Consider the following 24582-nt stretch of genomic DNA (forward strand, 5'->3'; position numbering starts at 1 on the left):
GCCCACATTACCGAGGGGCTTCGCGGCGTCAATCCGCCAGCTTCGATGCCTCGCGCGCAAGTGTTTCGATCCCGGCCCAGTCGCCGCTTTCGACCATCTGCTTGGGCGCGACCCAGCTGCCACCGGCGCAGACCACATTGGACAGGGACAGGTAGTCACGGGCGTTGGACGGCGACACCCCGCCTGTCGGGCAAAAGCTGATCTGCGGCAGGGGTGCGCCGATGGCTTTGAGTGCGGGCGCGCCGCCCGAGGCCTCGGCCGGGAAGAATTTCAGCATGTCATAGCCTTTTTCCAGCAATGCCATCGCTTCGCTGGCCGTGGCCGCGCCGGGCAACAGCGGCAGGCCCTCGGCCTCACACGCCGCGATGAGCGCGTCGGTTGCGCCCGGAGAGACGCCGAACTGCGCGCCCGCCTCTTTGGCGGCGCGGACATCTTCGGGTGTGACCAGCGTACCTGCGCCGACCACGCCGCCGGGCACCTTGGCCATCGCGCGGATCGCGTCGAGCGCGGCGGGCGTGCGCAAGGTGACCTCGAGCGCTGGCAGACCGCCGGCGACCAATGCCTCGGCCAGCGGGCGGGCCTGCGCAACGTCATCGACGACCAGAACCGGAACGATCGGGGCCAGTGCGCAGATTTCACGGGTGCGTTGGGATTTGGACATGAGGTTAAACTCCGAAAATGCTGGCACCGGTGTCGGCCGAGCCGACATTCTGGCGGAACGCGCCAAAAAGATCGCGCCCTGTACCGTGTTGATTGGCGGACAGGTCGGCGGTGACGGGCGCGCGGTCCAGAACGCCCTCAGTGAGGATTTCCAGATCACCCCTGACCGCGTCAACGCGCAGGATGTCACCATCCTGAAGGTATGCAATGGGGCCGCGGTCGAGCGCCTCGGGGACGACATGGATGGCGGCGGGCACCTTGCCGGATGCGCCAGACATGCGGCCATCGGTGACCAGCGCCACTTTCTGCCCCCGGCCCTGCAGGATCGACAGCATGGGCGTCAGCGAGTGCAGTTCCGGCATCCCGTTGGCCTTGGGGCCCTGGAAGCGCACGACGACGATGACGTCACCGGTGAACTCGCCAGCCTTGAAGGCTGCCTTGACCGCGTCCTGGTCGTGGAAAACGCGGACCGGAGCCTCGACCACCTGATGTTCTGGCGCGACGGCCGAGACCTTCATGACGGCTGTGCCCAGATTGCCGGTCAGGCGCGACAGGCCGCCGGTGGGCTGGAACGGATCGCGGGCGGGGCGGACGATCTTGTCATTCAGGCTGTGGCCTGTACCGTCTTGCCAGGTCAGCTCACCATTGATCAGCTTGGGTTCGCGCGTGTAATTGTGCAGGCCCTGCCCGGCGACGGTCAGAGTATCGGGGTGCAGCAAACCTTCTTCGAGCAACGTGCCGATTGTGAACCCAAGCCCGCCTGCGGCGTGGAAGTGGTTCACGTCGGCCAGACCGTTGGGGTAGACCCGCGCGACCAGTGGAACAACGGAGGAGATATCGGAAAAATCCTGCCAATCCAGCACGATGCCCCCGGCGCGCGCCATGGCGATCAGGTGGATCAGCAGATTGGTCGAGCCTCCGGTCGCCATCAGGCCGACGATACCGTTCACAAAGGCCCGTTCGTCGAGCACCTGATAAACAGGGGTATAGCTGTTTCCCAGCGCACTGAGCGACAGGGCGCGGCGCGCGCCCTCTTGTGTCAGCGCGTCGCGCAAGGGCGTGTTGGGATTGACGAAGCTGGAGCCCGGCAAGTGCAGGCCCATGAATTCCATCAGCATCTGGTTGGTGTTGGCGGTACCGTAGAAAGTGCAGGTGCCGGGACCGTGATAGGCCGCCATTTCGGCGGCCATCAGTTCGTCGCGCCCGACCTCTCCGGCAGCGAATTTCTGGCGGACCTTGGCCTTTTCGTCATTGGGCAGGCCGCTGGTCATTGGCCCTGCGGGCAGGAACACGGCAGGCAGATGGCCGAACGCCTGCGCGCCGATGATCAGACCGGGGACAATCTTGTCACAGACGCCGAGGAAGACTGCCGCGTCATAGGTGTTGTGGCTGAGTGCTACGCCAGTTGCCAGAGCGATCACGTCGCGTGAAAACAGCGACAATTCCATCCCTGCTTCGCCCTGGGTGACACCGTCGCACATGGCTGGCACGCCACCCGCGACCTGAGCAGTGCCTCCGGCGGCGCGGATCGCGTCGCGGATCAAGGCGGGGTACCGTTCAAAGGGCTGATGGGCGGACAGCATGTCGTTATAGGCGGTAACGATGCCCAGATTGCCCGCCGTGCCAGTGGCCATGGATTGCTGGTCTTCACCCGCACCCGCATAGGCATGGGCCTGACCACTGCAGGACAGGTGCGCACGGGCGGGACCTTTGGATCTGGCCTGTTCCATCCGGTCGATATGGGGACCACGCAGATCGGCGCTGCGGTCGATGATCCGTTTGGTGACGTCGGAAATGACAGAGTGAACCATGATTACCCTCCGATCTGACGCCAGCGACGCCCATCGCGATGCATCAGCATCAGTGCTTCTTCGGGGCCTGAACTGCCCTGATCGTACTTGGCGGGTTTGTCCCCGCGCTGTTCCCAGCCGTGAATGATGGGATCGACCCAGGCCCAGGCGGCCTCGGCCTCGTCCCCGCGCATGAACAGGGTCTGATCGCCCCGGATGACATCCATGATCAGGCGTTCATATGCGTCCGGGGATTGCGAGTCATCACCCAGCGCGTCGGCAAAGCTCATGTCCAGAGCGACATCGGACAGGCGGAAGCCGCCCTGCCCCGGTTCCTTTATCGTTGTGCGCAGGGTGATGCCTTCGTCAGGTTGCAGACGGATCACCAGCACGTTGCCATGCAACGGGCCGACATTGGGAAAGATCGTGTGTGGTGGGTCGCGGAAGAACACCGCGATTTCAGAGGCACGGGCGCGCAGACGTTTGCCTGTGCGCAGGTAGAACGGCACCCCGGCCCAGCGCCAGTTGCCGATATGGACCTTGAGTGCAATGAAGCTTTCGGTGCGGCTGGCCGGCTTGCCAACGTGATCAAGGTATCCGTCACCGCCCTTGCCAGTGCGATACTGGCCACGGGCGATGTCCCTGGGTTCGACCGGTTCCAGCGCCTCGATCACCTTGACCTTCTCGTCACGCACCGCATTGGGAGAGAACTTTGACGGAGGTTCCATCGCGGTCAGGCACAGCAATTGCACCAGATGGTTCTGGATCATGTCCCGCATCGCGCCGGATTGATCGTAATAGGCCCCGCGCCCTTCGACCCCGACGGTTTCCGCCACTGTGATCTGCACATGATCGACATGGGTCGAGTTCCAAAGCGGCTCGAACAGGGAATTCGCAAAGCGCAGCGCCATCAGGTTCTGCACGGTTTCCTTGCCCAGATAATGGTCGATCCGGTAAATCTGGTGTTCCTTGAAACACGCCCGCAAGCCTTCGTTCAGCGCCCTGGCCGAGGCCAGATCATGGCCGAAAGGCTTTTCGACAACGATGCGGCTGTCCGGCGTGGCCAGACCGGCGTCATGCAGGCGCTGCGCAATGCCCGAAAACAGGCTGGGACCCACTGACAGGTAAAAGGCCCGCACCACGTCGGGGCGCAGCACCTTGGACAGATCGGACCATCCGGCATCGCCCAGTGCATCTACCGGCACGTATTCAACATGGGACAGAAACCGGTCCAGTGTGTCCTTTTTGAATTTTGGTGCGAATTCCTGCATCGATGCACGGACCTGATCGCGAAACCCGTCGCTGTCGATATCCGAGCGCGCCGTGCCGATGATCCGCGCCCCATCGGGCATCTGGCCGACCTCGAACCGATGGTACAAGCCCGGCAAGATCTTACGTTGCGCCAGATCCCCGGTCGCGCCGAACAACACAAGATCGAACGGCTCTACCGGAATTACGCGTGAAACCATCACAGGCTCCTTCTCGAGTTTGCCGATATCAGTTCAGCACGGCATGAAACGGCTCTGCGGCACACTGTTACCGCTAACATTGCCTGCGTGATAAAAAGCCCGCGCGAAAAAATCAAGCATAGTTTCCCAAAAAGCGAGGTTTTGCGGGCTATACCTGACTGCGCAGCCATTCCATCACGGCCGGGCGCACGGATTGTTCGCCACGATGGCGTGCGTCCGCGATGATTTTGCGTACCTCCATCAGGTCACACCGCAGCAACAGGCTTTTGACCGGACCAATCGACGCCGGGCGCATCGACAGGGTGCGAATACCCATGGCCGCAAGGCACAGCGCCTCGACCGGGCGGCCCGCATCCTCGCCACAGAAGCTGAGCGGGGTGTCCGAAAGCCCGCAGCGTTCGACAATGCGTTCCATCAGGCTCAGGAAACTGACATTCAACGTGTCATAGCGGCGGCGGACCAGTTCATTTTCGCGGTCAGCCGCAAAAAAGAACTGCTTGAGGTCGTTCCCGCCGATCGAGATGAAATCGACCTCGTCAAAGAACTTTTGCGGGGCAAAGGCCAGCGACGGGGTTTCCAGCATCGCGCCGACTTCAAGCGTTTCGGGCAGAACGTGGCCCAGTCGCTTTTCGCGTTCGATGGTTTTGTTTACCTCCCAGCGGGCTTCGCGATACTCCTCGGCCTGCGCGACAAAGGGGAACATGATGGTCAGCGGGCGACCATTGGCAGCGCGCAGAAGGGCCTGCAACTGCATCCGCATCACGCCGCGTTTGTCCAGACCGACACGAATGGCGCGCCAACCCAGGGCCGGGTTGGGTTCGGCCACGTGTTTCATATAGGGCAGCACCTTGTCCGACCCGATATCCAGTGTGCGGAACACCACCCTTTTGTCGCCTGCCGCATCCAGAACCCGCTGATACTGGGTGACCAGCTCGGACCGTTTGGGCATCTGATTGCGGATCAGGAATTGCAGCTCGGTTCGGAACAGGCCAACACCTTCGGCACCTGATGTTCCCAGCGACGGCAGGTCGGCCATAAGGCCTGCGTTCATCACCAGATTGATGCGCGTTCCGTCGCGTGTGATACAGGGCGTTTCGCGGATCGAGGCATAGCGTTCCTGCGCTTTGGCCTGCATCGCGATCTTGTCGCGGAAGGCGCCGACCACGCTGTCTTCGGGGCGCAGGTGAACAACGCCCTGATCGCCATCAACCAGCACGTGGTCGCCATTCAGCGCTTCGGTCGTGATGCGGCCCACATGGACCACCAGAGGGATCGCCAGCGCTCGGGCCACAATGGTGGCGTGACTGCCGACTGAACCCTCTTCGAGGATGATCCCCTTCAGCGCCCGACCGTATTCCAACAGGTCGCCGGGGCCGATATTGCGTGCGACCAAAATCGGGTCGGGTGGCAGATCGGCGCTGTCGGTTTTTCCCTGCCCGGTCAGAATGCGCAGCAAACGGTTGCTGAGGTCGTCAAGATCCGCCAGCCGTTCGCGCAGATAGGGATCGGACACCTGCCCCATCCGGGCGCGCGCCTGAGATTGTTCTTTCTCGACCGCGGCCTCGGCACTGAGCCCCAGAGCAATGTCTTCTTCCATCCGGCGCATCCAGCCTTTGGAATTGGCAAACATCCGGTAGGCTTCCAGCACCTTGAGCTGTTCGGTGTCACCATCCCGGGAAATCTCGAGCATCTTGTCGACGCCGACGCGCAGCTCTTCCACCGCCTCGTTCAGACGTTCGCGTTCCCGGTGCGGGTCTTCGGCGATCGGATTGGTGACAACCACGCGGGGTTCATGCAGCCAGACATGGCCTTCGGCGGAGCCTTCCTGCGCCGGGCCGCCGCGCAGCAGGACCGATTGCTGGTGCCGTGGCGACAGTGCCGCGCCTTCGCCGACAAAGGCGCCCAGTTCGGTCATTTCGGCCAGCACCATGGCCACCACTTCCAGCGCATAGATTTCGTCGGCGGAAAATTCGCGCGCTTTGCGGGACTGGACAACCAGAACACCCAGCTTTTCCCCAAGGCGCTGCACCGGCACGCCGAGAAAGGACGAAAACCGCTCTTCCCCGGTTTCCGGCATATACCGGAACCCTTTTTCAGACGGCGCATCCGGGGTGTTGACCACCTTGCCGGTCTTGGCGACCCTGCCCACCAGCCCCTCGCCCATGCGCATCCGGGTCTGGTGTACCGATTCAGGCGCAAGTCCCTGGGTCGCGCAGAGTTCCAGGGTCTCATCATCGCGGAACAGATAGATTGAGCACACTTCGCTGCGCATGCTGTCGGCGATCAGATGAGTGATCTGATCAAGACGCTCCTGTCCAGCGGCTTCGCTGGCCATCGCCTCGCGCAACCGCCCCAGCAGCTTGCGGGATTCTGTTTCCGTGCCGTCCGCCATGGCCCAACCAATTCAGTGTGTCAGGCGAAACCCTTGGCCGATCAGCTCAGGCCGCCTTGTCCAGTTCAAAGGCATCATGCAGTGCCTGAACGGCAAGTTCCATGTATTTCCTGTCGATAAGAACGGAAATTTTGATCTCGGAGGTTGTGATGACCTTGATGTTGATCCCCTCATCCGAGAGTATCTTGAACATTTTGGCCGCGACACCCGATTGCGAGCGCATACCGATTCCCACCACCGAGACCTTGCAGACACCGGTATCGGCGACCAGTTCGGCATAGTTGAGCTCGCCCTTGTCCTTGATCGCCAGCAGCGCTTTTTCGGCACGGACCACCTGATCGGTGGGGCACGAGAAGGTCATGTCCGTGCGCCCCTCGTCCGAGATGTTCTGCACGATCATGTCGACATTGACGCCCTCATCGCTGAGCGCGGTGAAGATGGTCGAGGCGATACCGGGACGGTCCGCCACCGAAACGACGGTCATCTTGGCCTCGTCACGGGAATAGGCCACACCGGCCACAACATTGGATTCCATGATATCCTCCTCGTCAACGACCAGCGTACCGGCCTCGTCGGATTGTTCTTCGAAACTTGAAAGAACGCGCAATTTTACCTTGTAGCGCATCGCCAGCTCGACCGAGCGGGTCTGCAGCACCTTGGCGCCCAGCGACGCCAGTTCGAGCATTTCCTCGAACGAGATCCTGTCCAGCTTGCGCGCCTTTTCGCAGATGCGCGGATCGGTGGTATAGACGCCGTCCACGTCGGTATAGATGTCGCAGCGTTCCGCACCAAACGCGGCGGCAAAAGCCACGGCAGTGGTGTCAGAGCCACCCCGGCCCAGCGTGGTGATGCGGCCTTCGGGGCTGAGCCCCTGAAACCCGGCTACAACGGCCACTTTCATGCCTTCGCCGAATTTCTGGTTGATGTTCGTGGTCGGGATATCTTCGATCCGGGCCTGGCTGTGCGCGCTGGTTGTCAGCAGCGGCACTTGCCAGCCCTGCCAGCTGCGCGCAGGAACATCCATTTCCTGCAATGTCAGCGCCATCAGCCCAGCGGTGACGTTTTCGCCCGAAGATACAACGGCATCGTATTCGCGTGCATCAAACAGCGGCGAGGTCTCGTTCACCCAACCCACCAGCTCGTTGGTTTTGCCCGACATGGCCGAGACGATGACGATCACGTCATAGCCCTTGGCAACTTCGACACCGATGCGCTTGGCAGCACGGCGGATGCGGTCCAGGTTGGCGACCGAAGTGCCGCCGAATTTCATAACGAGTACGGGCATGGGGGCAAATGTCTCCGCGCCTTGGATTAGAGGTCCCGAGCCTCATAAGCGAGGGGCACCCCAAGAGCAAGAGGGCAAACAGGACCCGCCTGTGGCACAGGGCCGCTTTACATTGCGCAGGTGCGGTGTCAGCCTGCGAGTAACAACCAAATCAAGAGGTTCCCCATGTTTCGCCTAGTCCTTGCCGTTACTTTGTTGTCATCGCCTGCATTGGCGCAGGTTGCCAGTGTGGCCGGCACGGACGGAAAGAATGCACTGGGCAAGGTGCCCTGCGCCGCAAATGCCGGTGACCCGATGCAAAGCTGCAATGCAGAGCTGCGCCGCCATGATGACGGCACAACGACGCTGGCCGTGGCTTTGGGGGGTGGCAAGGTGCGCAACATCTATTTCAAGGATGGTGCGCCGGAGTCCAGCAGCTCGACCTCGAAAATGACTTATGAAACGCTGGGTGACGTGCTTGTGGTCTATATTGAACCCGGTGAGGTCTATGAAATTCCCAAAGCGGCGCTGACCGGTCAGTAAGCGTGCGCGTGCCCGTCATAGGTTTCAAAACAGCCGGTAGAGCTGATCGACAGGGCCTCAAAGCGTTCCATCAGGCCCGAGACGGCCTGATCGACATCAATATCAGCGGCCGCGCCGCCCATGTCGGTTTGCACCCAGCCCGGATGATAGATGCCCACGGCGATCCCGTCGGCTTTCAGATCCGTCGCCAGATTCCGCCCCAGGTTCAACGCCGCCGCCTTGGAGGCGCGGTAGATATAGCTGCCCCCCGGCGCCCGCGTATGGGACGCCATCTGCGACGAGATGATCGCGACCTTGCCGCCTGCGGCGCGCAGATTGGGCAACAAGGCCTGAACGGTCAGGAAAACGCCGGTCACGTTGGTGGCAAAGCTTTGCGCCCACATTTCGGCGGGGTAGTCGTCGATCGTGTGCCCCTTGTCCAGATAGACCCCGGCATTGCAGATCAGAAGATCAACGGGCTGGTCTTTCAGTTGTTCGGCCATTGCTGCCTGTTGGGCCGGGTCCGACACGTCCAGACGGACCTGTGCACTGCCATCGCGTGCGGTTCCGGTAACCGCGTCACCGCGGGTGTCGTAGCGCGTGGCAAGGGCGCGGCCGATACCGCGATTGGCACCGGTGATCACGACATGCATGGATCAGTTGGTCTTTCTGCTGGGCAGAAACGGCAGCGGTGCCACCGGCACGCCATCTTCGATCAGCGATTTCGCCTCATCCGGTCTGGCTTCACCATAGATCGAACGCTCTGGCGCCTCTCCCAGATGCATCTTGCGCGCTTCGCTTGCAAAATCCTTGCCAACGTAGTCCGAGTTCTTTTCGACATGGCGGCGTATTTCGGCCAGAACTTTCTCGATCTCGGGCGAAGGGGTGGCGACGTTGATCTGTTCATTGGATGCAGGCGCGTTTTCGGGCTTTCCCTGCGCATTCCGGGCCGGTCGGACACGCGGTGTCATGATCGCCTTCGCAACCTGCGTACATCCGCAGATCGCGCAGGTCACCATCTTGGCAGAGGCCAGCTTGTCAAAGGCTTCTGCGGATTGAAACCAGCTGTCGAATGTGTGGCCTTCACTGCATTTCAACGCGTATTGAATCATGTTCAGTCCAAAATTACGATTGGCGAATAGATACCGACCAGACTGACAATATCAAGCCTCTCTGGTACTATCTTAATGTGTATGGGTCTTAAAGTCGCGTAACAATTCGGCAAGCTCGGGTGATCTGACCTTTTGGGCCGCGTTTTCAGGTGCAAACCACTTGCGCCTGCGCTCGTGCTTTTCGGGGAAGTCCTGCGACATTACCTGTACATGCAGCGCAAAAACATCGACCAGAATCAAGGTCGGGGGCTGATTTGGGCGGTGCTTGAGGTGCAGAAACTGCCCCAGCCCCGCTTTGCTGCATCGCCCCGTCACGCCCGCTTCTTCCCAGGCTTCCTGCACTGCGGTTTCCGATGGGGTCAGGCCGGGGATGAGCCACCCTTTGGGGACAATCCACCGCTGGGCCCGGCGTGTCGTGATCAGCAACACCTCTGGATGGCCACGCCGTATCCGGTAACACAGGGCAGAGGATTGCCGCAAAACAGGGTGTTCCGCAGTCTCAGCCAATTCACGCAGTACCGGTCTTGCATTCATTGCGCGACGCACCTTTTGCTCGGGCAAAGGACCCGTTGGCGTTATAGGCCCGCAGGACACGCCTATTTAGCGCCCTTCCCTTGAAAAACTACCATATGAAGTGGTGTCCGCCAAGTCCGGCGTGATGGCGCATTTGTTGATCACATACGGGCTGACAGCTGTTTCACCAGCTCGTCATGCGGGATATCGGCATCAACCGCCAATCTTCGCAGGCCGAAATGCACGCGCGCGATTTGCTGGTAATAGCGCGAATAGACATAGTTCGTTCCACCACCGGCCAACGCGCCGAGCACCGGGACGGACTGTGCCGCCAGTTTTTGCCCCAGCACGATTGAAAAGCGTGGTGCCACTGCAGCAATCAGACGCTGCATGGCCGGACCCGTCAGTGTCAGGCGCACCGAGAAAAAGCCAAGATCCGCACCGTCATCATGCGACAGCGGGCCCGATGCGGACAAAACCCGCACACAGTCGAACTTTACGTTCTCGGCGGACGGGTCGAAACCTTCGCGCGCGGCGGCCCCCTGAATGGCGCGCAACAGCATGGCGGTTGTTGCAGGCAGCTCCATCAGGGCTGTTGATACACCGCCCAGCCCGCCGGCCGCGCCCATGGCCGTGGCAAGCGCGGTATTGACCCAGGGCTGCTGATCAGGGATCGCACGCCGGGACCCCTGAGCCGCGTGCATCGCAAGCCACAGCGCCTGCTCGGTAGCCCCTGTCAGGCCGTTCCGAACCGGATCGGGCAATTGCTCGAGCAGTGACTCGGCTGATCCGCCCAGCTTGTTCAGCAGTTTGACACCAGCCCCTCCGGCAGATCGGTAATAACCCGCCAAACGATCCAGTTCAGCGTCGGCATCCACGTTTTCGACAAGAACCACGTTCTGCATGTGCGTCCTCCTGCCTATCAACATCGGCGTTAAGCCACGCCGATTCAATAGGTCAGCGGGTCCAGCGGGTGACAGCCCCCTGAACTCCGGACCAGACACCAGGCATCAGTTCCAGCCCCAAAACCCGGTCCGGGTTGGTGGGCGGCGGCATCTCGACACCTTGCAGCCGCGCAAAACCAAATCGCCTGTAATAGGGTTCGTCACCGACCAGCATGACCCGCTGCCACCCGCGCTTACGCCCGGCTTCGACACCGGCATGGATCAGATAACCGCCCAGACCCTCGCCCTGGTGGGTTGGGTGTACGGCAACCGGGCCTAGCAGCAATGCGTCGTGTTCACCGACATGGACCGGCCAGAAGCGGATCGCCCCGGCCAGAATGCCCTGACCGTCGCGCGCGACCAGTGACAGGTCAGAAACCGGCGGCACATCATCGCGCAACCGGTAGGACGACAACGCCTCACGGCCCGGCGCAAAGCACAGGTCATAGAGGGCTTCGACCTCCCACCAATCGTCCGGCTCTTCTGGCCTGATCCCGAATTGCTGCACACCCGCCCTCGTTTCCTTGCTGGAAATCGCCCTAGCACTTCGCTACGCCTTGGGCAAACGCTTGGAGATATGATGTTCTACCGCCCCGAAGACGGCCACGGCCTGCCGCACAACCCGTTCAACGCCATTATCACGCCACGCCCGATCGGCTGGATATCGACCCGTGATGCGGATGGGATCAACAATCTGGCACCCTATTCCTTTTTCAACGGGGTTGCTTACACACCGCCGCAAGTAATGTTTGCCACAACCGGCACGAAACACGATCAGATCGGCGGCAAGGACAGTATCGCCAATATCGAGGCGACAGGTGTATTCTGCGTGAATGTCGTGGCCCTTGCGCATCAGGATGCGATGAACGCCAGCTCGGCCAGCCTTCCCAAGGAGGTGGACGAGTTTGCCCATGCCGGATTAACCCCGGTCGAATGTGAAACCATACCCTGCGCCCGCGTACAAGGCGCCCCGGCAGCACTGGAATGCAAGTTGACCCAGATCGTCACTCTGCCGGGCGCGGCCAACCGCGTCGTGTTCGGCGAAGTAACAGGCGTGCATCTGCTCGACGACCACATCCGAGAGGGCAAGTTCGACGTAACCTCGTTCAAACCTCTGGCGCGGCTTGGGTACCGGGACTATTCGGTCGTGTCCGAGCTGTTCTCGCTCAGTCGCCCGGATGATTGAGGTTGTCGGGGGCTCTGCCCCCACCACCCGTTCCGGGCGGCTCCCCCGGGATATTTTTTGGCGAGATGAAGCAGGGATCCTTCATTCATCTGGCTTCAAATATCCCGGAGCGCGAGGCAGAGCCTCGCAAAAGGATCAGTGGCCGCCCAGAATGCCGGTACGGACCGAGTAATCGACCGCAAGTTCATAATCCGGGTCATCATCACTGTCGACCATCAGGTGGCCTGCCTTGTTCAGCAGCTTGTGGCAATCCCGGCTCAGGTGGCGCAGCATGACGCGTTTACCTGCTGCCTCGTATTTGGCCGCAATGTTTTCGATGGCTTGCAATGCCGACTGGTCCACCACACGGCTTTCAGCGAAATCGACGATGACGGTTTCCGGGTCATTCGGCACATCGAAGAGTTCGATAAAGCCATCCGATGACCCAAAGAACAGCGGCCCCTGGATTTCATAGACCTTAGCCCCTTTTTCGGTCGCCGAGTCGCGGGTGACTGCGTGGATGCGCTTGGCGTTGTTCCACGCATAGGCCAGAGCCGAGACAATGACGCCGACAACAACGGCGACCGCGAGGTCTTCCATCACTGTCACCACAGTGACCAGAACGATGACAAAGGCGTCGGTCAGTGGAACCTTGCGCAGGATCTTGAACGAGTTCCACGCAAAGGTGCCGATCACCACCATGAACATCACCCCGACCAGCGCGGCCAGCGGGATCTGCTCGATCAGCGGTGAGGCAAACAGGATGAAGGTCAGCAAAAACAGCGCCGCGGCGATCCCGGCGATACGGGTCCGGCCACCGGATTTCACGTTGATCATCGACTGACCGATCATCGCGCAGCCACCCATGCCACCAAAAAAGCCGGTCACGATATTCGACGCACCCTGCGCGATACATTCCTGAGACGCCCCGCCGCGCTTGCCGGTAATCTCGCCCACAAGGTTCAGGGTCAGAAGGGATTCGATCAGGCCAATTGCGGCCAGAATGACGGCGTAGGGCAGGATGATCTCAAGCGTGCCCCAGTTCAGAGGAACCATGGGGATGTGGAAGGCAGGCAGACCACCTTCGATCGAGGCCAGATCACCGACGCGCGGAACATCCAGACCCAGACCGATCACCAGCGCAGCGACAACCAGAATACCGGCCAGAGGCGCAGGAATGATGCGCGTGATGCGCGGCACCACCCAGATCACCGCCATGGTCAGTGCCACAAGGCCCAGCATGGTGTATAGCTGCGCACCCGAGAGCCATTCTCCACCGCCCATGCCGTGACCGGTGTTTTCCATGGTACCCGGCACCTTGAACTGGCCCATCTGGGCCAGAAAGATCACGATGGCCAGGCCATTCACAAAACCCAGCATCACCGGGTGCGGCACCAGTCGGATGAAGCGGCCCCAGTGCATCGCCCCGGCGATAACCTGGAGGATCCCCATCAGCACCACCGTCGCGAACAGGTATTCGACACCATGTTCGGCCACCAAAGCCACCATGACGACCGCCAGCGCGCCCGTCGCTCCCGAGATCATGCCAGGTCGCCCGCCGATCAGCGCGGTGATGAGCCCCACAAGGAAAGCGGCATAAAGGCCCACCAGCGGGTGCACGCCTGCCACAAAGGCAAAGGCCACGGCCTCGGGCACCAGTGCGAGGGCCACGGTCAGGCCGGACAGCAGCTCGATCCGCAGGCGAGAGAAGGTCAGCCCCTCATCCGGCACCCAGCGCAGATCGGGTATGGCGATACGGTTGGCAAAACTTGCCAGCAAGGCTCGGGGCATTGGACAGTCCTATAGGATTTTATGTTCGCGCGAAGGGGTCGTTGTAGCGGGCGCGCCGCTGTTAAGCCACCGCGGGAGGTGGGATGCAGCCATGCGCACAGCGCATAACTTGCCTCTCGGCAACGTGATTTGCGGCACCCGGATCAAGCACCCAAATGTGAGTTCATGCGCTGGATTGCCCTCATATTTCTATCAGCCCTGCCCGCCTTTGCACAGGACTTGGAAGGGAATGACACCGCCGGAAACTGGCGTGTCACGCACCATGAAATTTTCGGCATCTGGAATTCGATTTGTGACGAGCGTGAGGAAGCCGGTACTTTGGTGAAGCGCTGCTACATAAGGCGCGCCGAGGTGTTTTCCTTGCGTCCGAAATTTGCGGCGCAATTCATGTTCATCACACCTGAATCAGATGGTTTCAAAATCGAGTTCGGGATTGAGCCCGGCACCTTCTTCAGCCCTTCTGGATTCCGCATAGAGAAAGATCAGGATGTGATCTGGCGCACGCGGCGCCCCGGGTGCCTGACAGGGTTAAGCTGCACATTCGAGGATCATCGCGCCGACAGCCTGCTGGATGCCATGCTGAACGGGGATGCGTATCGTTTTGAGTTTCGTGACAGGCATGGTCAATCGCAGGACCTGACGTGGCCGCTGGATGAGTTTGGAGCCGCGTGGGCGGATTTCAATACGCAATCTCAACAGCGTAACCTGCTGGCGAAACAGGAATAGACCTCTTGTCAATTTCAGGCCGAACCCGCACAAATTCAATATCAGTATTTCAGGCGGAGCAGGACAGTGACCCAAACCAGGATTGCCGTTATCGGCGGATCAGGCATCTATGACATCGATGGGCTGGAAAATGCGGAATGGGTCAGTGTCGATACCCCTTGGGGGGCGCCCTCGGATCAGATTCTGACCGGGTCGCTGGACGGTGTCGCAATGGCCTTTCTGCCGCGCCATGGGCGCGGGCATGTGCATTCACCGACCGATGTGCCCTATCGCGCCAATATCGACGCGCTGAAACGGCTTGGTGTGACGGATGTGATCTCGGTCTCGGCCTGCGGGTCGTTTCGCGAACACATGGCACCGGGTGACTTTGTCATCGTCGATCAGTTCATCGACCGGACATTTGCGCGCGACAAGAGCTTTTTCGGAACAGGCTGCGTCGCCCATGTCAGCGTTGCGCACCCGACCTGCCCGCGCCTGTCGGACGCCTGTGAGACCGCAGGCAAGGCTGCCGGTATCACGATCCATCGCGGCGGCACCTATCTGGCGATGGAAGGGCCGCAGTTTTCGTCTCTGGCGGAATCGAAGATGTATCGCGAGCAATGGGGCTGCGACGTGATCGGGATGACCAACATGCCCGAAGCCAAGCTCGCCCGCGAAGCCGAGCTTTGTTATGCCTCAATCGCGATGGTCACCGATTTTGACAGCTGGCACCCGGATCATGGCGAGGTGGATGTGACCACCATCATTGCGACCCTGACCGGCAATGCCGACAAGGGCCGTGCACTGGTCAAAGGCCTTCCCGTCCTGTTGGGGACTGACCGCGCGCCCTGTCCGCATGGCTGTGACCGGGCGCTAGAATATGCCATCCTCACCGCGCCCGAAAAGCGCGATCCGGTGCTGCTGGCCAAACTGGACGCGGTAGCGGGGCGGATTCTCTAGGTTCCGCGCGACGCATCAGGCATCATCGCCGCCAGCAGTTCGGGTTCCCGGATCACGTTATGCAAGCGTCCAAGCATGACATCGACCCTGCGCCCGTAACTGTCCGGGCACAGGGGATGCGGGTTCTTTCTGCCGGATACTCGCCGCAAGAATGCGACGGTTGTGAAGGATCGCACTGGTATCAGTTTTCGTGCAAGTCTGGGCCTGATCGGACTGCTTTGGCGGGCCCGAAAGCTGGTCGCCATGAAAATTGTCAAGCACCGGTAGTTTGGCTATAGCGATACCAAAGGAACGTATTGCGAGCTGACCCTTATGTCTCTGGAACTCTGGCTGGCCTTTGTTGCCGCATCCACCGCCTTGCTGCTGATCCCGGGCCCGACCGTGCTGTTGGTGCTGAGCTATGCGCTGTCCAAGGGGCGCAGCGTTGCCGTGGCCTCGGCCACGGGGGTCGCTGTGGGGGATCTTGTGGCGATGACCGCATCTTTGTTGGGGCTAGGCGCGCTTGTTCTGGCCTCGGCCACCTTGTTTTCCGTCCTCAAATGGGTCGGTGCGGCCTATCTGGTCTGGCTTGGGGTTAAACTGCTGCGCAGCGCCCCGGCGAACGGTCTGGGAACGGTCGCGACCGGGCGGGATGTCACCCCCGGCAGCGTGTTTGGACACGCGGCCGCAGTCACGGCACTGAACCCGAAATCCATCGCCTTTTTCATCGCCTTTGTGCCGCAGTTCCTGCGCCCGGCTGAACCACTGGGGCCGCAATTTGCCATCCTGATTGCCACTTTTGTCGGGCTAGCCTGGCTGAACGCGTTGGCTTATGCGTTGCTGGCCGACCGGTTGCGGCGGCTGATTGGCCGCACCAGCGTGATCACCGGGATGACGCGGTTTGGCGGGCTGACTCTGATCGGGATGGGTTTCGCCACGGCAGTTCTGCGCCGCCCGGCCTGATCCCTTTTCAGTTTTCGGCGTTTTCCTTCATGAACCCGCGGATAAACCGGCGGATTTCGCGGGCAGCTGATGTATCCAGCTCCCTGCACAACTCGACAAACGCGTCGCGCTCATCCTTGTCCAGACGCAGAACCAGCTGGCTGTTTTTCTTCGTCGATCCCTTGCCGTCTTTCTTTGGCACGCGCGTTGCTCCTAGCAAATGCTTGTTAATTCAGGAGATGCATTGTGTATACATAGCATAGTGATTGTCGTTATCGAGCACTTAACAGCACCGGAACGGAAATGGCAATGAACCTTCAAACCGTCTGGGGCCTTTCTTTTGCGAGATCAACGCAAATGCACAAGCCGCACCTGTCTTGGCCACCTGCCACGCTTCACCGGTATTACGGATTGCCCAAGGCTGTGGTTTCGTGCCGCTGGTGATCGTGCGAATGAATTGTTCCTTGCATGGCTAACCCTCTTGGGCCAAACACGTTTTGGTATTTGAAGCGGAAAAGGGTTGGTTCATGTCAAGGAACAAGACTGTCAAAGACTACATCCGGACGATTGTCGACTTTCCGCATGAAGGAATTCTGTTTCGCGATGTGACGACGCTGTTTGCCGATCCGCGCGGATTTCGGATGGCCATTGACCAGATGCTGCACCCCTATGCCGGGGAACGCATCGACAAGGTTGTCGGCCTCGAGGCGCGGGGCTTTATCCTTGGGGGGGCGATTGCGCATCAGCTGAGCCTGGGCTTCGTGCCGATCCGCAAGAAAGGCAAGCTGCCCGGCACAACGATCAGCCAGGACTACAAGCTGGAATATGGTGAAGCGATCGTCGAGATCCACGATGACGCCATCCAGCCAGGCGAAAAAATCCTTGTCGTTGACGACCTTCTGGCCACAGGCGGCACTGCGGCGGCGGGCATCAAACTGATCGAGCGTTTGGGCGGTGAGATCGTCTCATGCGCGTTCATTATCGACCTGCCTGACCTCGGCGGGCGCAAAGTATTGGAAGATATGGGCATGGACGTGCATGTCCTGTGCGAATTCGAAGGGCTTTAACGCGGCAACCTTCGGATTTCTTAACAAGAGTCAGAGCCGGGTTCACGCCTTCAGCACCGCGCCGGGATTCATGATGCCCAAGGGGTCCAGCGCCGCCTTGATGGTCCGCATTGCATCCAGCTTTACCGGATCGCCATAGCGGTCCAGATCGTCCGTTTTCATGCGGCCCACGCCGTGTTCCGCGCTGACCGAACCATCAAAGGCATGGACCAAATCATGCACGGCCCGCTTGACCACAGCGCTCTGACCCTCAAATTCCGCGCGGCGCTGCCCCTTGGGGGGAAAGACGTTGTAGTGCAGATTGCCATCCCCGAGATGGCCAAAGCAATTGATCCGGAACTGCCCGAGACCGGAAACCAACTTTTCCCCTTGGCGCACAAATTCCGGAATTTCTGAGATCGGGATCGAGATATCATGGCTCGACACCGAGCCGATCAGGCGGTTGGCCTCGGGGATTCGCTCGCGCACGGCCCACAACTCATCACGCTGCGCCTCGCTTTGTGCAATCACGCCATCCTGCACCAGCCCAAGCGCTTGCGCGTGGACAAAGATATCCTCCAGCGCGTCGGACGGAGACTGCCCCGTGGCCAGCCCCAATTCGATCAGAACGCTCCACTCTGGCGGTGTTTCAAACGGTTGCCGGACATCCAGCAGAACCTCGGACAAGAACTTCAGCCCCTGCCGGTGGATCAGTTCGAAAGTGCTGACAGCCTCGCCCACGCGATCACGCGCCTGGGCCAGCAGGGAAATGGCAGCCTCGGGTGACGCCACCTGAAACATCGCCGTCCCGATCGCGGCAGGCCGGGGAAACAGCTTGAGCGCGGCTGCGGTGATGATCCCCAGCGTGCCCTCGGCCCCGATCAGCAGATTGCGCAGGTCATAGCCTGTGTTGTCCTTTCGCAACCGGCTGAGACCCTGCCAGATTTGACCATTGGGCAGAACGGCCTCGAGCCCAAGGCACAGGTCGCGCGCATTGCCATAGCGCAAGACGTTGACGCCCCCGGCATTGGTGGACAGGTTGCCCCCGATCCGACAGGATCCCTGCGCCGCCAGCGTCAAGGGAAACAGGCGGTCTTGCGCCTCGGCCGCGGCTTGGACATCCTGCAAAATGGCGCCGGCCTCGGCAATCAGTACGTATTCGGTGGGATAGACGGACCGGATGGCGGTCATCCGTTCCAGCGAAATCACAAGGGGCGCTGGCCCATGCGGCATTACCTGCCCCCCGACCAGACCGGTTCCGCCGCCATAAGGCACCACCGGAACACGCATTTCGGACGCCACCTGCACCAGTACCGAGACCTCCTCGGTTGTGCGGGGCAAGGCCAGCAGGCCAGCCTGTCCGACAAGTCGCCCACGCGGCTCTTCCAGATACCGGTCGGTCACCGGGCGCAGCACGTGATCGCCCAGTTTCGAGCGGATCAGCGTGGCAATGCGGTCATCAGCGGGGTTCAGACTCATACGCTTTCAATGCCCAACCGATCCCACCACGGCAAGCCTTATTCCAGATCAATCAGATAGCGCGGCTCCAGCACGACAACGGTTGGACGGTCCGGCAAGTCACGCAGAGAGACGGTGATCTCGGACACGCCGTCACGTTCGACCGGGAACTCATCCCGGATATCCACGAGGAAGCGATCCAGCGAAAACTCCGAGAACCAGTGCATCGGAATGATCACCGAGCTTTTCAGCCGCTTGAGAACCGAGATCATGTCGGGCAAGGGCATGGTTGTTCCGCCATCGACGGCGGCCATGACCACATCCAACCGACCCAGCGCAGCAAACTGTTCGTCTGACGGTACATGATGCAAATGTCCCAGATGGCCGATACACAGCCCTTCGACCTCGAACACGAAGATAGAATTGCCGCGTTCCTCAACTCCGCCATAGGCCGAGCGGATATCGGTTGGGACATTGCGTATCAGCATCTCGCCCAGATTCAGGTGATGTTCGATCCCCTGCCCGAACTCTCCCCATCCCGGCAGGACATGCGGGATCGCCGGGTCGGGATGCGCCGTCCAATGGGTGTCATGGGCATGGTTCATTGTCACCACATCGGGAATCAGATCGGCACTGCCGATGAACCCGGTAAAGTCTGTCACCACATTCAACCCGCCACGGGTCTGGATCATAAAAGCGGCATGCGCGATATAGCTGATGCGCACCGAAAACTCCGGCACCGGGTCCTGCCATGCAGCTTTGTGCAGATATTCGATCCCCGGCGCCGCCTCGGCGATGGCGATACAATGGCTCGGCCGCCGCTCCTGCGCCACGGCCCCGCCCGAAATCACCATCAATGCTGCAACCAACCAGCGCATACCCGAAGTGTAGCGCAGATCGTCACCAAGTCATGCCCCTTGTTCATCTGGCCAAAAATATCCCGGGGGAGGCGCGGCTTGCCGCGACCGGGGGCAGAGCCCCCCTAGCCCGCGTCCGTCTTGCCACGCCGGTCGGACCGCAGGCTGGCATAGAGAACATGCGTCCGCCATCGCCCGTTGATCTGTAGATAAGACTGCGCCACGCCTTCATATTTGAAGCCCGAGCTTTCCAGCAAACCGCGCGACGCCCGGTTTTCCGGCAGACACGCGGCTTCGATCCGGCTCAGATCCAGACGGGTAAAGGCGTGATGTACCATCGCGCCAATCGCTTCGCGCATGTATCCCTGACGGGCAAAGGATTCACCGGTCCAGTAACCCAGGGTTCCGGCCTGCGCAGGGCCGCGCCGGATATTGTCCAGCGTGATCGCCCCGACCAACACATTGTCTTCACGGCGAAAAAGGAAAAGCGGAATTGCTGTGCCACTCGCGACTGAGCGCTGAGCCCAGTAGACCCGATTGGTAAAGGATTTGCGGCTCAGGTGATCCTTGGCCCAGATCGGCTCCCACGGGGTCAGGTAACCTTTTGAGGCGCGCCGCAACGCCGCCCAATCGTTGAAATCGGAATGTACAGGCGGACGCAAGCTAAGCCGCGCGGTCTCGAGTTTCAGCTTGCGTCTGCCCAACAGCATCACGCTGCACGCCTCTCCTGCAAGTCCGCCAATGTCGGTGCGTCTGCGACCGGTCCGTAAAGCGCCAGCGCCGCCGGGGCCTGAACGGCCATGGTTTCGGCAAAGGCGCGCACGTCCTCGGTGCTGACCGCATCGATCTTGGCAACCGTGTCTTCCAGCGAGGGCACCCGTCCCCAGATCTGCACCAGCCGCGCCAGACGCTCGGCCCGATTCGACGGGCTTTCCAGCCCCATCAGCATCCCGGCCTTCATCTGGGCCCGGGCACGGGCGACCTCTTCGGGGCTCATGTCCTCGGCGGCGCGCTTCATCTCATCGATGGTGATCGTCGCCAGTTCGGCCACCTGATTGGCCGAGGTTCCGGCATAGATCGTGGTTGTTCCGGTATCGGCATAGGCACCGGTCTGCGCAAAGATCGTGTAGCAAAGCCCACGTGCTTCACGCACTTCCTGAAACAGGCGCGAGGACATGCCACCGCCCAATGCGGTCGAATAGATCTGCGCCGTATAGATCGCATCGTCGCGATAGCCGGGACTTTCCAGCGCCAGGGCGAAATGTGCCTGTTCCAGCTCTTTTACCTGACGGGCTTCGCCACCGGTAAAGCGTGCGATCTCGGGGATCAGACCTTTACGGGATTGCAGATGGCCAAACATCTCTTCGGCCAGTTTCATCAGCATGTCGTGATCCACAGCACCAGCTGCGGACAGGATCATCTGTTCGGGGCCATAATGTTCGGTCACAAAGCCCGACAAATCTTCGCGCGAAAAGGCACTGACCCGCTCGGACGGGCCCAGGATCGTCCGGCCCAGGGGCTGGTCGTGATAGCTCTGCTCTTGCAGCCAGTCAAAGATCACATCATCGGGTGTGTCATGGGCCTGACCGATTTCCTGAAGGATCACGCCCCGCTCAACCTCGATCTCACGTGGATCAAACACCGGGTTCAAAACGATGTCACCGATCACATCCATCGCCAGTGCCACGTCGTCCTTCAAGACGCGTGCGTAATAGGCCGTTACCTCGCGCGAGGTATAGGCGTTGATATAGCCGCCCACATCCTCGATCGCCTCGGCAATTTGCAAGGCCGAACGGCGCTCGGTTCCCTTGAACGCCATATGTTCAAGGAAATGCGCAATACCGTTCTGTTCGATCCGCTCATGCCGCCCACCGGCGGTTACCCAGATGCCGATGGCCGCAGATTGCAGCCCCGGCATATGTTCACTGACGATACGAAACCCGTTCTTCAGTTGGTCTTGTCTGACAGTCACTCAGCGATGTGCCTTTTAATATGATCCTCGAGGGCACCCAGATCATTGGCGATGCGGGTCACCCGTTCCGGACGTTCATACAGATCAGACATGCGGGAGGGAAGAGGCGGATGTTCACCACTCGCCTTCTCGACCGCGGCCGGGAATTTCGCCGGGTGCGCAGTGGCCAGCGTGATCATCGGAACGTCTGCCGCGCGGTGTTCTTCTGCGACCTTGATGCCCACGGCGGTGTGCGGGCAGACCAGTTCGGCGCTGTGCGCCAGCGTGGATTTGATCGTGGCCAGCGTTTCCTCTTCGGACACACGGCCCGAATCGAAATTCTCACGCAGCGCTTTCATCGCGCCCTGGCTGATATTGAAGCCACCCTGTTTCAGCTCATCCATCAATTGTGCGATGGCCCCGCCATCTTCGCCATAGGCATAATAGAGCGCGCGTTCGAAATTCGAGCTGACCTGAATGTCCATCGACGGGCTGATCGAGGGGATGGTTTCGCCCTTGAAATACCCCTCACCCGAGAGGCAGCGATGCAGAATGTCGTTCTGGTTGGTCGCCACCACTAGGCGATCAATCGGCAGCCCCATTCGCTTGGCCAGATAGCCCGCGAAGATGTCGCCAAAGTTGCCGGTTGGCACCGTGAAGCTGACCTTGCGGTGCGGCGCACCAAGGCTGACGGCAGCCGAGAAGTAATAAACGATCTGCGCCAAGACGCGGGCAAAGTTGATCGAGTTCACACCCGCCAGTTTCACGCCGTCGCGGAAGTCGAAATCGTTGAACATGTCTTTCAGCGCAGCCTGACAATCGTCAAAATCACCATCAACGGCCAGAGCATGCACATTGCTGTCCGCAGGCGTGGTCATCTGGCGGCGCTGCACTTCGGACACGCGGCCATGCGGGAACAGGATGAACACATCCACCGCGTCCAGCCCGCGGAACGCCTCGATCGCGGCTGAACCGGTATCCCCGCTGGTCGCGCCGACGATGGTCACACGGTCACCACGGCGTTTCAGCGCCACCTGGAACAACTGGCCGATCAGCTGCATGGCAAAGTCCTTGAAGGCCAGTGTGGGGCCGTGGAACAGTTCCAGCAGGAAGTGGTTCTCGTTCAGCTGCTTCAATGGCGCGCGGGCATCGTGGCCGAAACCTTCGTGAGCGCGGGCGATGATCGCCTTGAACTCATCCTCGGCGAATGAGCCGCTGACATAGGGCCACATCACACGGAATGCGATTTCTTCGTAGGGCAATCCGGCCAGCGCCGCGATCTCGTCCTGCGACATCACCGGGATTTCGGCGGGCAGATACAGGCCACCATCGCGGGCAAGTCCGGTCAACATCGCCTCTTCAAACGTCAGTTCGGGCGCCTGCCCGCGGGTCGAGATATATTTCATGTCGCGTCACTTTCAGAATTGGCACGGTTGCGCCACAGGAAGTATCCGGTCATCGCGGCCCAGACCAGAGCCAGGCCAAACCAGGTTATTGCATATTGCAGGTGATCGTTTGGTATGCCCGCCGTGTCCACCGGCAGCGGTGTCACATTCGGATCGGTTTGCGAACGGGCGATCAGCAGAACCGGTTCCGCGCCCAGTGCAGCCGCAAGCGCGGGCACATCGCGGGCGAACCAGATGTTGGCGTCGAGATCAGGTGCGGGCGTGTAACTGTCAACTTCATCTGGCCAATGCAGATTGCCGGTGATCTCCATCGGACCGGTCAGACGTTCGGTCTGCTTCGCAGTTGTCGGGACAAAACCCCGATCAACTAGAATAGTGCGATCTTCGGTGTTGAAAGCCTGAATGATGCGATACCCCGCACCGACCTGTTTGAGCGAAACAAGAACGTGGACTTCCGCAGGCTCCATTTCGCCCGACACTGTTACCGGCAGGTATTTGTCCTGATCCACCGAAACCTGCCGCGGCAGGGAAACCGGCGCAGCCGAGATCCGCTCTTCGATCTCGGTCAGCACGTCCTGCTTCCACGCCAGACGCTGCACCTGCCAGATGCCCAGCGACAGCAGCACGCCCAAACCGGCGAGGCCGAAGATTAGCAGGAACAGGAAACGGCGCATGTCAGGACCAAACTTCTTTTCAGGAACCGGCGTCTTGTTAAGGGGCGCGCGTGCTGAATTGCAACCACGCAATTGTATGGGGCGCAATCTTACGCCCCGCATAGAGAAAAAGCCGCCCCTTGGGGCGGCTTTTGCAACTGATCAGCCTGACCGGCGTTACATCAGCGGAGCCTGGCCCCAGATGTAGACGGCAAAGAACAAGAACAGCCAGACCACGTCGACGAAGTGCCAGTACCAAGCGGCGGCCTCAAAACCGACGTGTTTTTCGGGGGTGAAGTCACCCTTAAGCGCGCGGATCAGGCAGACGGTCAGGAAGATTGTCCCGATGATCACATGTGCGCCGTGGAAACCCGTTGCCATGAAGAAGTTGGAATAGAACTGGTCGCCGCCGAATTCCCAGCCTTCATGCTTGAGCAGTTCGGCGTATTCATAGCCCTGAAGGAAGGTAAAGGCGATGCCCAGCACGATGCCAATGGCCAGACCATTGATCAGCGCCTTGCGGTCGTTGTCATGCACCAGCGCATGGTGCGCCCAGGTGATCGCACAGCCTGACAGTAACAGGACCAGAGTGTTGATCAGCGGCAGGTGGAACGGGTCAACCGCATGAATATCCGGCTGAATGTATTCGGTGCCGGCATAGTCGTACATCGGGTACATGCGATGTTTGAAGAACGACCAGAACCAGGCGAAGAAGAACATCACCTCGGACATGACAAACAGGATGAAGCCGTAACGCAGACCGATGCGGACAACAGGCGTGTGATCGCCCTGACGGCTTTCCGCAACCACATCCGACCACCAGGCGAACATCGTGTAAAGCACAGCTGCCAGACCGGCCCAGAACATGAAGGGCGTGATGCCTTGCATCCAGAGAACGGCTCCGAACAGCATGACAAAGCCGCCGACGGCGCCGATCAGAGGCCAGATCGACGGGGCCAGAATGTGGTAATCGTGGTTTTTAGCGTGTGCCATCAGCGTCCCT

General features: G+C 60.5%; 27 protein-coding genes. 6 read left to right on the plus strand and 21 right to left on the minus strand.

Annotated features, from left to right (window positions below):
• Window positions 1-28: 28 nt before the first annotated feature.
• The 5 genes from ACR0DY_RS16345 to ACR0DY_RS16365 all read right to left on the minus strand — a co-directional run bounded on the left by ACR0DY_RS16345 (window position 29) and on the right by ACR0DY_RS16365 (window position 7596).
• On the minus strand, window positions 29-661 hold the full coding sequence (locus tag ACR0DY_RS16345) for a bifunctional 4-hydroxy-2-oxoglutarate aldolase/2-dehydro-3-deoxy-phosphogluconate aldolase (protein ID WP_209505652.1): 633 nt from the start codon (window positions 659-661) through the stop codon (window positions 29-31).
• A gap of 4 nt (window positions 662-665) precedes the next feature.
• On the minus strand, window positions 666-2471 hold the full coding sequence (gene edd, locus ACR0DY_RS16350) for a phosphogluconate dehydratase (RefSeq protein ID WP_480546417.1): 1806 nt from the start codon (window positions 2469-2471) through the stop codon (window positions 666-668).
• Window positions 2472-2473: 2 nt separating this feature from the next.
• Window positions 2474-3919, minus strand: coding sequence for a glucose-6-phosphate dehydrogenase (gene zwf, locus ACR0DY_RS16355; protein WP_209505650.1), 1446 nt, complete (start codon window positions 3917-3919; stop codon window positions 2474-2476).
• Between the two features lie 148 nt (window positions 3920-4067).
• Window positions 4068-6311 (minus strand): phosphoenolpyruvate--protein phosphotransferase, encoded by a 2244-nt coding sequence (gene ptsP, locus ACR0DY_RS16360; RefSeq protein ID WP_480546419.1) that lies wholly within the window; start codon window positions 6309-6311, stop codon window positions 4068-4070.
• Between the two features lie 46 nt (window positions 6312-6357).
• Window positions 6358-7596 (minus strand): aspartate kinase, encoded by a 1239-nt coding sequence (locus tag ACR0DY_RS16365; protein ID WP_480488466.1) that lies wholly within the window; start codon window positions 7594-7596, stop codon window positions 6358-6360.
• A 165-nt stretch (window positions 7597-7761) separates the two neighbouring features.
• Between ACR0DY_RS16365 and ACR0DY_RS16370 the strand changes: the two genes are divergently transcribed.
• A complete protein-coding gene (locus tag ACR0DY_RS16370; RefSeq protein WP_480546421.1) occupies window positions 7762-8118 on the plus strand; it encodes a hypothetical protein in 357 nt (118 codons plus the stop codon).
• On the opposite strand, the gene ACR0DY_RS16375 is transcribed toward ACR0DY_RS16370, so the two are convergent.
• From ACR0DY_RS16375 to ACR0DY_RS16395, 5 genes are all read right to left on the minus strand, one after another.
• Window positions 8112-8750, minus strand: a complete 639-nt coding sequence (locus ACR0DY_RS16375) for an SDR family oxidoreductase (protein WP_480546423.1) — start codon at window positions 8748-8750, stop codon at window positions 8112-8114. The genes ACR0DY_RS16370 and ACR0DY_RS16375 overlap by 7 nt on opposite strands.
• A 3-nt stretch (window positions 8751-8753) precedes the next feature.
• Window positions 8754-9209 carry a DUF1178 family protein gene (locus ACR0DY_RS16380; RefSeq protein WP_480546425.1) on the minus strand — a complete coding sequence of 152 codons (456 nt, stop codon included), beginning with the start codon at window positions 9207-9209 and terminating at the stop codon, window positions 8754-8756.
• A gap of 72 nt (window positions 9210-9281) precedes the next feature.
• On the minus strand, window positions 9282-9743 hold the full coding sequence (locus ACR0DY_RS16385; RefSeq protein ID WP_480484391.1) for an NUDIX hydrolase: 462 nt from the start codon (window positions 9741-9743) through the stop codon (window positions 9282-9284).
• Between the two features lie 140 nt (window positions 9744-9883).
• The gene (locus ACR0DY_RS16390) at window positions 9884-10627 is read right to left on the minus strand and encodes an EcsC family protein (RefSeq protein ID WP_480484390.1); all 744 of its coding nucleotides are present in this window, start codon (window positions 10625-10627) and stop codon (window positions 9884-9886) included.
• 52 nt (window positions 10628-10679) lie between these two features.
• On the minus strand, window positions 10680-11174 hold the full coding sequence (locus ACR0DY_RS16395) for a GNAT family N-acetyltransferase (protein ID WP_267363076.1): 495 nt from the start codon (window positions 11172-11174) through the stop codon (window positions 10680-10682).
• Between the two features lie 72 nt (window positions 11175-11246).
• Between ACR0DY_RS16395 and ACR0DY_RS16400 the strand changes: the two genes are divergently transcribed.
• Window positions 11247-11852, plus strand: a complete 606-nt coding sequence (locus ACR0DY_RS16400) for a flavin reductase family protein (protein WP_480484413.1) — start codon at window positions 11247-11249, stop codon at window positions 11850-11852.
• A gap of 135 nt (window positions 11853-11987) precedes the next feature.
• Here ACR0DY_RS16400 and ACR0DY_RS16405 read toward each other — a convergent pair whose 3' ends face one another.
• Complete coding sequence (locus tag ACR0DY_RS16405) at window positions 11988-13622, minus strand: SulP family inorganic anion transporter (protein WP_480484389.1); 1635 nt, start codon at window positions 13620-13622, stop codon at window positions 11988-11990.
• Window positions 13623-13787: 165 nt separating this feature from the next.
• On the opposite strand from ACR0DY_RS16405, the gene ACR0DY_RS16410 reads away from it, so the two are divergent.
• On the plus strand, window positions 13788-14348 hold the full coding sequence (locus ACR0DY_RS16410) for an invasion associated locus B family protein (RefSeq protein WP_480898733.1): 561 nt from the start codon (window positions 13788-13790) through the stop codon (window positions 14346-14348).
• Between the two features lie 66 nt (window positions 14349-14414).
• On the plus strand, window positions 14415-15287 hold the full coding sequence (locus tag ACR0DY_RS16415) for an S-methyl-5'-thioadenosine phosphorylase (RefSeq protein ID WP_480898735.1): 873 nt from the start codon (window positions 14415-14417) through the stop codon (window positions 15285-15287).
• Here ACR0DY_RS16415 and ACR0DY_RS16420 read toward each other — a convergent pair.
• Window positions 15284-15463, minus strand: coding sequence for a hypothetical protein (locus ACR0DY_RS16420; protein WP_480484386.1), 180 nt, complete (start codon window positions 15461-15463; stop codon window positions 15284-15286). The genes ACR0DY_RS16415 and ACR0DY_RS16420 overlap by 4 nt on opposite strands.
• Window positions 15464-15599: 136 nt before the next feature.
• Here ACR0DY_RS16420 and ACR0DY_RS16425 point away from each other — a divergent pair, with 136 nt between their 5' ends.
• A complete protein-coding gene (locus tag ACR0DY_RS16425; RefSeq protein ID WP_480898738.1) occupies window positions 15600-16229 on the plus strand; it encodes a LysE family translocator in 630 nt (209 codons plus the stop codon).
• A 7-nt stretch (window positions 16230-16236) separates the two neighbouring features.
• Here ACR0DY_RS16425 and ACR0DY_RS16430 read toward each other — a convergent pair whose 3' ends face one another.
• Window positions 16237-16410: a hypothetical protein gene (locus tag ACR0DY_RS16430; protein WP_209505622.1), complete on the minus strand. Its 174-nt coding sequence runs from the start codon at window positions 16408-16410 to the stop codon at window positions 16237-16239.
• A gap of 325 nt (window positions 16411-16735) precedes the next feature.
• Here ACR0DY_RS16430 and ACR0DY_RS16435 point away from each other — a divergent pair, with 325 nt between their 5' ends.
• Complete coding sequence (locus ACR0DY_RS16435) at window positions 16736-17275, plus strand: adenine phosphoribosyltransferase (RefSeq protein ID WP_209505620.1); 540 nt, start codon at window positions 16736-16738, stop codon at window positions 17273-17275.
• A gap of 42 nt (window positions 17276-17317) precedes the next feature.
• Here the strand turns inward: ACR0DY_RS16435 and ACR0DY_RS16440 are convergent, their stop codons facing one another.
• From ACR0DY_RS16440 to ACR0DY_RS16475, 8 genes are all read right to left on the minus strand, one after another.
• Window positions 17318-18733 carry an FAD-binding oxidoreductase gene (locus ACR0DY_RS16440; RefSeq protein WP_480546431.1) on the minus strand — a complete coding sequence of 472 codons (1416 nt, stop codon included), beginning with the start codon at window positions 18731-18733 and terminating at the stop codon, window positions 17318-17320.
• Window positions 18734-18771: 38 nt separating this feature from the next.
• Entirely contained in the window at window positions 18772-19590 is an 819-nt protein-coding gene (locus ACR0DY_RS16445; RefSeq protein WP_480546433.1) for an MBL fold metallo-hydrolase, read from the minus strand.
• Between the two features lie 104 nt (window positions 19591-19694).
• Window positions 19695-20279, minus strand: a complete 585-nt coding sequence (locus ACR0DY_RS16450; protein WP_209505614.1) for a GNAT family N-acetyltransferase — start codon at window positions 20277-20279, stop codon at window positions 19695-19697.
• Window positions 20279-21541: a M16 family metallopeptidase gene (locus tag ACR0DY_RS16455; RefSeq protein ID WP_209598175.1), complete on the minus strand. Its 1263-nt coding sequence runs from the start codon at window positions 21539-21541 to the stop codon at window positions 20279-20281. The genes ACR0DY_RS16450 and ACR0DY_RS16455 overlap by 1 nt, the downstream gene beginning before the upstream one ends.
• Window positions 21538-22926 carry a threonine synthase gene (gene thrC / locus ACR0DY_RS16460; protein WP_480488486.1) on the minus strand — a complete coding sequence of 463 codons (1389 nt, stop codon included), beginning with the start codon at window positions 22924-22926 and terminating at the stop codon, window positions 21538-21540. The genes ACR0DY_RS16455 and thrC overlap by 4 nt, the downstream gene beginning before the upstream one ends.
• Window positions 22923-23600 (minus strand): SURF1 family protein, encoded by a 678-nt coding sequence (locus tag ACR0DY_RS16465; protein ID WP_480546435.1) that lies wholly within the window; start codon window positions 23598-23600, stop codon window positions 22923-22925. Before ACR0DY_RS16465 ends, thrC begins: the two co-directional genes overlap by 4 nt.
• Window positions 23576-23668 carry a twin-arginine translocation signal domain-containing protein gene (locus ACR0DY_RS16470; protein ID WP_480484380.1) on the minus strand — a complete coding sequence of 31 codons (93 nt, stop codon included), beginning with the start codon at window positions 23666-23668 and terminating at the stop codon, window positions 23576-23578. The genes ACR0DY_RS16465 and ACR0DY_RS16470 overlap by 25 nt, the downstream gene beginning before the upstream one ends.
• An 88-nt stretch (window positions 23669-23756) precedes the next feature.
• Window positions 23757-24572, minus strand: a complete 816-nt coding sequence (locus tag ACR0DY_RS16475; protein WP_209505605.1) for a cytochrome c oxidase subunit 3 — start codon at window positions 24570-24572, stop codon at window positions 23757-23759.
• Window positions 24573-24582 lie beyond the last annotated feature (10 nt).

This window comes from Ruegeria sp. O6, from assembly GCF_056535045.1.